Below are 7,297 nucleotides of genomic sequence, written 5' to 3' on the forward strand. Positions count from 1 at the left end.
GTTCTCGTCACCGGCGCGGGCTGCGATGAAGTTGGCGTAGGGGTTGCCCTCGCGCTTCTCGGTGGCGATCGTGTCCTTGCGGATATCGAGGCCGGCGTTCAGCGCGTGGTCCGTGTTGATAACGGCGGCGTCCACGTCGGGCAGGGCGCGGGGCAACTGCGCGGCATCGAGTTCGGAGAACTGCACGTTCTTCGGGTTCTCGGCAATGTCGAGCAGGCTCGGCGATAGGCCCTGGCCGTCCTTCAGCTTGATTACGCCTTGGGCAGCGAGAAGATTAAGTGCGCGACCGCCGTTGCTGGGATCGTTCGGGATGCCGATTTTCGCGCCCTTCGGCAGATCGGCAACGGATTTCACCTTGCTGGAATAGAGACCGATCGGCTGCACGAAGGTGAAGCCCACCGGCACGATCTTGTAGCCGCGCGCCGCGATCTGCGCGTCGAGATAGGGCTTGTGCTGGAAGGCGTTGGCATCGAGGTCCTTGCGCTCGAGCGCCTCGTTGACGAGGGCATAATCCGAGAACGGCACCAGCTCGACATTGAGGCCCTTCGTGGCCGCAACCTTCTTGACGACCTGCGCCACTTCTTCTTCGGCGCCGGACATGACGCCGACCTTGATGCTCTTTTGCTGAGCGGAAGCGGGCAGGGAGGCCGTGAGAACGGTGCCGAGCGCGAGGGTCGCAGACAGCAGGGCGCGGCGGGTGAATACGGACATAGGAGTACCTTTCAGGCAAAGTTCGTCTGGGCTTCGTCTTGAAGCCGGACATGTGGTTCGAAGTGGGAGAGAGAAAGATCAGGCGTCGAGGCGACAACAGCCTTCAGCCAGCAAAGGCTGTTGGCTCAGCATGAATGCCATTGTGAAAACTGGTCGCGTCATAGCCCATCGATCCTCGTGAACCACGAGGCGAAAGCCGCTCGTGGCGCTTTAGCCTTTGATCACGCGGGGCAAGCTGCTCGTCTCAAATCACCGCGACCTTGAGATGGTGTGAACCGCCTCAAGACAAGTTTGTTTTAGCCCGACAGAACTTTATGTCAATCGATTTGTTCTGTAAAAAGAACAGCCCTGTTATGCTCAGTATGCACGGGAGATGCAGAAATCCACCGTCTCCAGCAGGGCCTGCTTCATCGGGCTCGCCGGGAACAGGGCCAGGGCGTCGCGGGCCATGGCGCCGTAATGGCGGGCGCGCTCCACCGTATCCTCCAGCGCCTTGTGACGGCGCATGATGGCGATGGCCTGTTCGAGATCCGCATCCTCGATCTCGCCGCGCTCCAGCACGCGCTTCCAGAAAGCGCGCTCCTCGTCCGTGCCGCGACGGAAGGAGAGGACGACGGGCAGCGTGATCTTCCCTTCACGGAAATCGTCGCCCACGTTCTTGCCAAGGGTCGCGGCCTTGCCGCCGTAATCGAGCACATCGTCCACGAGCTGGAAGGCGATGCCGAGATTCATGCCGTAGGAGCGGCAGGCGGCTTGTTCGGCCTTGGGCCGGCCGGCGATGACCGGGCCGACCTCGCAGGCGGCGGCGAAGAGTTCCGCCGTCTTGCCGCGAATGACCGCGAGATATTCGTCTTCCGTGGTCTCGGTGTTCTTGGCGGCGGCGAGCTGCATCACCTCGCCCTCGGCGATCACGGTCGCGGCGGCGGAGAGGATGTCGAGGGCACGCAAGGAACCCACTTCCACCATCATGCGGAAGGCCTGGCCCAGCAGGAAATCACCCACGAGCACGCTCGCCTCGTTGCCCCACTTGATGCGGGCGGCGATCTTGCCCCGGCGCATGTCGCTCTCGTCCACAACATCGTCGTGGAGGAGGGTGGCCGTGTGCATGAACTCGACGGCGGCCGCGAGCTTCACATGCCCGTCGCCTTCGTAGGCGGACAGGCCGGCGGTCGCCAGCGTCAGCATGGGCCGCAGGCGCTTGCCGCCGGAGGAGATGAGGTGGTTGGCCACCTCGGGAATCATGGTGACCTCGGAGCCCGTGCGCGACAGGATCATCGCATTGACCCGTTCCATGTCGGAGGCCACAAGGGATACGAGCTTCTCGATGCTCGCATTCTTCTCGGGATGCTTATCTTCGAACGGAACGACGACGCCCACGTATCAAACCCGGGTTGCCGGCCGGCTCGGCCGGTAGGAATATGAAGCCTATCTTCCCGCCGGTTCGGATGAAACCGGCGGGAAGATAGGTTTACTGTCGCATGACCCATCGGAAAACCGGTTTCGGCTTTTCTCAAGTCATGCTTCGCGTGGCATGGCATTTTCCATGCTGCAATGCAAACGCTTGCCGCATGGGAAGGTCCTTGCGCCGATGGTCGAAATCGTCCGTACCAACGATCTCGTAGTGGTCGGCTTCCTACAATCCTTATTGGAGGACGCCAATATCCACGTGCTGGTGGCAGATATGCACATAAGCGCCATTGAAGGCATGATGGGGGCGTTTCCCAAGCGAATCCTCGTGCTCCAGGATGACAGGGACCAGGCCCGCCGCCTGATCCGCGAGGCAGGCCTGGGTGCCGAACTGCTGCATGATTGAGATCACGCATGATTTATTGCTGGGAGGCCGCGTCCACCTCGCCCAGCCCGCCAAAGGCCACCGGGCTGGAACGGACGCGGTGCTGCTTGCCGCAGCCGCACCCGTGAAGCCGGGCGATGTGGTGATGGATGTCGGGGCGGCAACAGGAGCCGTCGGCCTGATGGTCGCGATGCGTGTGAAGGAAGCTCACTTCATCTTTGTGGAGCAGGACCCGGCCTTGGCGGAATTGTGCCGTCGTAACGTGACGGAGAACGATATTGCGGGTGAAGTCGCCGTTGCGGACTTGCTGGATAAGGTGTCAAGGCTAAACGCTGGCCTCAAGCCCGAGAGCGCCGACATCGTGTTGACGAATCCGCCATTTCTGGAAGAGGGGCAGGCGCGCATCTCGCCGGACAAGGGCAGGGCTGCCGCCCATGCGCTGCCGGTTGGTGGGTTGGAAGCCTGGCTCAAGGCCTCTGTTGGGCTGCTCAAGCCTAAAGGGCAGATGGTGCTGATTCACCGGGCCGACCGGCTCGCTGAATGTCTTGAAATTCTCGGAAAGAGTTTGGGCGGTCTTACGCTGCGCCTCATTCATCCAAGCGCTGACAAGCCTGCCATTCGCTTTCTGCTGACCGGCACGAAGGGAAGCCGGGCTCCCTTGAGTATCGTGCCGCCTGTGATTCTGAACGGACCCGATGGGCGCTTCACGCCCGAGGCGCAGGCCCTACACGCGGGCGAGTCCGCCCTCATATGAAAAGGGCGCCCGGAGGCGCCCTTGATCGAGATTACCAGCGAGGGCCAGGCCTCGCCACCGTGCGGCAGACCTCGACGGGGCGGCGCACATAGCGGTAGCCGTTCCATACGGTCCGCGGTTCTGTCCAGCACCGGCGGACGGCCCGCGCGGGGCGGTAGGCCGGATAGGGGCGGTAGACGCGGCGGTGAGGCCTTCCATATTCATGCCGAACCACGACAGGGCCGGCGTGGTATTCAACGGCAGGGGTCCGGCGATAGCCGTATCCGCCATAATAGGGCTGAGCCTCAGCCTGCGGGGCCGACAGGGCGCCGAAGCCCAGGGTCGCAAGACCAAGAAGGCCAACAATCAGCTTACGCATCGTCTTTCTCTCCTCAACACTACTCAGGCAAAGGCCTGAGGCAGTGAATCGACTGGAATGTTATCCATGCTCAATCTTTAACCGACCGTAACTGAACGAAACCCGACGCATTCCCTAACGAGATGTTCATCTTGGGCGTACGCACCTGGCGCACTACATGAAGCCTATGCCGCAAACATTCCTGTCTTCCATCCTTCCCGAGCGTCTCCAGTTTCTCCTTCCCGGCCGATACCGGAGCTATGCTCATCCCATTGTTCCGGTCGTGCGTCTCTCCGGCGCCATCGGGGCTGTCGTGCCGTTCAGGCAGGGACTCGCCATGTCCACCGTGGCGCCTCTTCTGGAGCGGGCCTTTTCCGTTCCTGGCGCGAAGACGGTGGCGCTCGTCATCAATTCGCCCGGCGGATCGGCGGCCCAGTCGCACCTGATCTTCAAGCGCATCCGCGCGCTCTCGGAGGAGAAGAAGATCCCCGTCATCGCCTTCGTGGAGGATGCGGCGGCCTCGGGCGGCTACATGATCGCCTGCGCGGCGGACGAGATTTATGCCGATCCGGCGTCCATCGTCGGCTCCATCGGCGTGGTCTCGGCAAGCTTCGGCTTCCAGGAGCTGATCGCGCGCATCGGCGTGGAGCGGCGCGTGCATACGGCGGGCGAGAACAAGGCCATGCTCGACCCGTTCAAGCCCGAAAACCCGGAGGACGTGGCCCGCCTGAAAGGGCTTCAGCGCAAGATCCATGAGGTCTTCGCGGATCTCGTCCGGTCACGGCGGGGCGAAAAGCTCAACGATTCCTATGAGGATCTGTTTTCCGGCGCCTTCTGGGTCGGGGCGGAAGCGCTCGAACTCGGCCTCGTCGATGGCCTCGGCGATATCCGCACCATCCTGCGCGAGCGCTTCGGCGATAAGGTCCAGTTCCGCATGATCGAGCCCGCCCGCCCGCCGCTCCTCGGCCGCCTTCTGGGCCGCCGCTCCCTCACCTCGGGAAGCCTCATCGATCCCGGCGAGGTGGTGGGCGCGTTGGAGGAACGGGCCACTTGGGCGCGGTTGGGGTTGTAAACGCCCGTTATCCCCGGGCTTGTCCCGGGGATCCACGCCTTTACCTGGCCCAAAGACGTGGATGGCCGGGACAAGCCCGGCCATGACGATGAGTACAGCCCAACGCTTGACTTAGACAGCCCATCATCCCAAGGGTTCGCCTGAAATTCTCTAAAGACCGGACGCTTTTCATGACCAGCGAACCCGCGCACATGAACCCCGCGCGCTCTTTCCAGGGCCTGATTCTCACGCTCCAGCGCTATTGGGCGGAGCAGGGCTGCGTCATCCTCCAGCCCTACGACATGGAAGTCGGTGCCGGCACCTTCCACCCGGCGACCACCTTGCGGGCTCTTGGCCCCAAGTCCTGGCGCGCGGCCTATGTGCAGCCCTCCCGCCGCCCGAAGGACGGGCGCTATGGCGAAAATCCGAACCGCCTTCAGCATTATTACCAGTTCCAGGTGATCCTGAAGCCGAACCCGTCGAACCTGCAGGAACTCTATCTCGGTTCGCTGAAAGCGATCGGCATCGACACCTCGGTCCATGATGTCCGCTTCGTGGAGGACGATTGGGAAAGCCCGACGCTGGGCGCCTGGGGCCTCGGCTGGGAATGCTGGTGCGACGGCATGGAAGTATCGCAGTTCACCTATTTCCAGCAGGTCGCGGGCTTCGAGTGCTCGCCGGTGGCGGGTGAGCTCACTTACGGCCTTGAACGTCTTGCCATGTATCTGCAGGGCGTGGAGTCGATCTACGATCTCAACTTCAACGGCCAGGAAGGCGACGGAAAGGTCACCTATGGCGATGTGTTCCTGCAAGCCGAGCAGGAATATTCGCGCCACAACTTCGAATACGCCGACACGGAAATGCTGTTCCGCCACTTCCGCGACGCGGAGGCCGCCTGCCGCAAATATCTGGCCGATGGCGAGCCTAAGGACGGCTCCAACGACAATCGCCATCTCATGGCACTGCCGGCCTATGACCAGTGCATTAAGGCCAGCCACATGTTCAACCTGCTCGACTCGCGCGGCGTGATCTCCGTCACCGAGCGCCAGAGCTACATCCTGCGCGTTCGCGAACTGGCGAAAGCCTGCGGCGCCGCATGGCTGAAGACCGAGGGCGGGGGTGTGGCTGCATAAAAGCCACGCGCTCTCCCGTTCCCTCAACACTCAGATTTCGAATTTCCCATGCCCGATCTTCTCCTTGAACTCTTTTCCGAAGAAATCCCCGCCCGCATGCAGCGCCGTGCGGCGGAGGATTTGAAGAAGCTTGTGACCGATGCGCTGGTGGAACGCGGCTTCGTCTATGAAGGCGCGCAGGCCTTCTCCACGCCGCGCCGTCTCGCGCTCACCATCGCAGGTCTGCCCGTGAAGGGCCAGGATGTGCGCGAGGAGCGCAAAGGTCCGCGCGTGGGCTCGCCAGATGCGGCGATCCAGGGCTTCCTGAAAGGAGCAGGCCTCGCCTCGCTCGATCAGGCGAAGATCGAGAGCGATCCGAAGAAGGGCGAGTTCTACGTCGCAATCATCGAGAAGCCCGGACGCGCGACTGCCGATGTGCTCGCCGAAATCCTGCCGCAGATCATCAAGACGTTTCCGTGGCCGAAATCCATGCGCTGGGGTGCTGCTTCTGCGGAAGCGGGTTCGCTTCGCTGGGTGCGCCCGCTGCAATTGATCCTCTGCACCTTCGGGCCGGAAACCGAAGATCCGGAAGTGGTGCGTTTCGAGGTCGATGGCATCACGTCCGGCGACACGACATACGGCCATCGCTTCCTCGCGCCGGATGCGATCCGCGTGAAGCGCTTCGATGATTACGCGCCGGCGCTCGAGCGCGCGAAGGTCGTGCTCGATGCGGATCGCCGCAAGGACATGATCCTGCACGACGCGAAGGATCTCGCCTTCGCGCAAGGCCTCGAACTCGTCGAGGACGAGGGCCTGCTCGAAGAAGTCGCGGGACTTGTGGAATGGCCCGTGGTGCTCATGGGCTCGTTCGAGGAAGCCTTCCTCGATATTCCGTCGGAGGTGATCCGCACCACGATCCGCGCGAACCAGAAATGTTTCGTGCTGCGCGATGCGAAGACCGGCAAGCTCGCCAACAAATTCCTGCTCACGTCGAACCTTATCGCGAAGGATGGCGGCAAGACCATCGTCGGTGGCAACGAGCGCGTGGTGCGCGCCCGTCTCTCCGACGCCAAGTTCTTCTGGGAGACAGACCAGAAGGTGAAGCTGGAAGAGCGTCTCGAAAAGCTGAAGAGCATCGTGTTCCACGAAAAGCTCGGCACGCAATACGAGCGCGTGGAACGCATCGCGGCGCTCGCCAAGGAACTTGCGCCCATCCTCGGCGCCGATCCTGCATTGGCTGAGCGCGCCGCGCGTCTCGCCAAGGCCGATCTCGTCACCGAAATGGTTGGCGAATTCCCTGAACTGCAGGGCCTCATGGGCCGCTACTACGCGACGCTGCAAGGTGAACATGCATCCGTCGCCGCTGCCATCGAAGACCACTACAAGCCGCTCGGCCCATCCGACCGTGTGCCGACCGATCCTGTGTCGGTCGCCGTGGCGCTTGCCGACAAGATCGACACGCTCGTGGGCTTCTGGGCCATCGACGAGAAGCCAACGGGATCGAAGGATCCTTACGCGCTGCGTCGTGCGGCTTTGGGCG

General features: G+C 62.6%; 8 protein-coding genes. 5 read left to right on the forward strand and 3 right to left on the reverse strand.

Features of this window, described 5'->3' with window-relative positions; translation table 11 throughout:
* A partial coding sequence (locus ACXJKO_RS28155; RefSeq protein WP_457094343.1) for a MetQ/NlpA family ABC transporter substrate-binding protein occupies positions 1-711 on the reverse strand: 711 nt, incomplete at its 3' end.
* Between the two features lie 357 nt (positions 712-1,068).
* Complete coding sequence (locus tag ACXJKO_RS28160) at positions 1,069-2,088, reverse strand: polyprenyl synthetase family protein (protein ID WP_457094344.1); 1,020 nt, start codon at positions 2,086-2,088, stop codon at positions 1,069-1,071.
* Between the two features lie 154 nt (positions 2,089-2,242).
* Here ACXJKO_RS28160 and ACXJKO_RS28165 point away from each other — a divergent pair, with 154 nt between their 5' ends.
* A complete protein-coding gene (locus tag ACXJKO_RS28165; protein ID WP_457094345.1) occupies positions 2,243-2,524 on the forward strand; it encodes a putative signal transducing protein in 282 nt (93 codons plus the stop codon).
* A complete protein-coding gene (locus tag ACXJKO_RS28170) occupies positions 2,517-3,257 on the forward strand; it encodes a tRNA1(Val) (adenine(37)-N6)-methyltransferase (protein WP_457094346.1) in 741 nt (246 codons plus the stop codon). Before ACXJKO_RS28165 ends, ACXJKO_RS28170 begins: the two co-directional genes overlap by 8 nt.
* A gap of 31 nt (positions 3,258-3,288) precedes the next feature.
* Here ACXJKO_RS28170 and ACXJKO_RS28175 read toward each other — a convergent pair whose 3' ends face one another.
* Positions 3,289-3,615: a hypothetical protein gene (locus ACXJKO_RS28175; RefSeq protein WP_457094347.1), complete on the reverse strand. Its 327-nt coding sequence runs from the start codon at positions 3,613-3,615 to the stop codon at positions 3,289-3,291.
* A gap of 166 nt (positions 3,616-3,781) precedes the next feature.
* Here ACXJKO_RS28175 and ACXJKO_RS28180 point away from each other — a divergent pair, with 166 nt between their 5' ends.
* From ACXJKO_RS28180 to glyS, 3 genes are all read left to right on the forward strand, one after another.
* A complete protein-coding gene (locus ACXJKO_RS28180; protein ID WP_457094350.1) occupies positions 3,782-4,666 on the forward strand; it encodes a S49 family peptidase in 885 nt (294 codons plus the stop codon).
* Positions 4,667-4,836: 170 nt separating this feature from the next.
* Entirely contained in the window at positions 4,837-5,778 is a 942-nt protein-coding gene (locus ACXJKO_RS28185; RefSeq protein ID WP_457094348.1) for a glycine--tRNA ligase subunit alpha, read from the forward strand.
* A gap of 48 nt (positions 5,779-5,826) precedes the next feature.
* The coding region (gene glyS / locus ACXJKO_RS28190; RefSeq protein ID WP_457094349.1) for a glycine--tRNA ligase subunit beta at positions 5,827-7,297 on the forward strand (1,471 nt) is incomplete at its 3' end.

Source organism: Microvirga sp. P5_D2, from assembly GCF_054049475.1.

What these genes read in the sequence shown, in the direction of transcription:
- ACXJKO_RS28175 (WP_457094347.1), bottom strand. Translation starts at nt 3,615, where the DNA reads ATGCGTAAGCTGATTGTTGGCCTTCTTGGTCTTGCGACCCTGGGCTTC.
- ACXJKO_RS28170 (WP_457094346.1), top strand. Translation starts at nt 2,517, where the DNA reads ATGATTGAGATCACGCATGATTTATTGCTGGGAGGCCGCGTCCACCTC.
- ACXJKO_RS28180 (WP_457094350.1), top strand. Translation starts at nt 3,782, where the DNA reads ATGCCGCAAACATTCCTGTCTTCCATCCTTCCCGAGCGTCTCCAGTTT.
- ACXJKO_RS28185 (WP_457094348.1), top strand. Translation starts at nt 4,837, where the DNA reads ATGACCAGCGAACCCGCGCACATGAACCCCGCGCGCTCTTTCCAGGGC.
- ACXJKO_RS28165 (WP_457094345.1), top strand. Translation starts at nt 2,243, where the DNA reads ATGGCATTTTCCATGCTGCAATGCAAACGCTTGCCGCATGGGAAGGTC.